The sequence below is a fragment of the Brasilonema bromeliae SPC951 genome (assembly GCF_012912135.1).
GTDB lineage: Bacteria > Cyanobacteriota > Cyanobacteriia > Cyanobacteriales > Nostocaceae > Brasilonema > Brasilonema bromeliae.
Genome location: NZ_QMEB01000221.1, coordinates 11169 through 11737, shown reverse-complemented (window position 1 = coordinate 11737; position 569 = coordinate 11169). Strand labels below are relative to the sequence as shown.

The window sequence follows — 569 nt, the reverse complement described above, 5'->3', positions numbered from 1 at the left end:
GTATGCGCAAAGCGCACGCCAAGGGCGAACGCCAGTCGCCAAGTGAGGGAAAGCCATCATTCGCGCTGGCTCACTGATAACTGATAACTGACGACTGTTAACCCTTACACCCCTATTTAAAAGTTCATCGAGGGTAGGACATGGGACTAATTGACCGTATCATGCGGGTGATTCGCGCGAATCTCAATAGTTTAACTGTGAGTGCAGAAGATCCAGAAAAAGTTCTGGAAGAAACTGTCCAACAGATGGAGGAGAATAGGATCCAATTGCGACAAGGGATAGCGCAAGCGATCGCCACCCAAAAGCGCACAGAACGACAAATGGCTAATGCTCAATCTACAGCAGAAGAATGGTATCGCCGCGCTCAACTAGCACTTCAACAAGGTAACGAATCTTTAGCACGGGAAGCCCTTATCAAACGGCGAGCATATCAACAAACGGGCGAAGCTCTTGCCACTCAGATAGACGAACAAAGTACTGTTGTGGCTAGAATTAAAAAAGATATGCGTACCCTAGAGCTAAAAATTGCCGAAGCAAAAACAAAAAAAGATATGTACATTGCTCGCGCC

General features: G+C 46.9%; 1 protein-coding gene. It reads left to right on the top strand.

What is annotated here, in order from left to right; translation table 11 throughout:
- Positions 1-140: 140 nt before the first annotated feature.
- On the top strand, positions 141-569 hold a 429-nt coding region (locus DP116_RS29620), incomplete at its 3' end, for a PspA/IM30 family protein (RefSeq protein WP_246275751.1).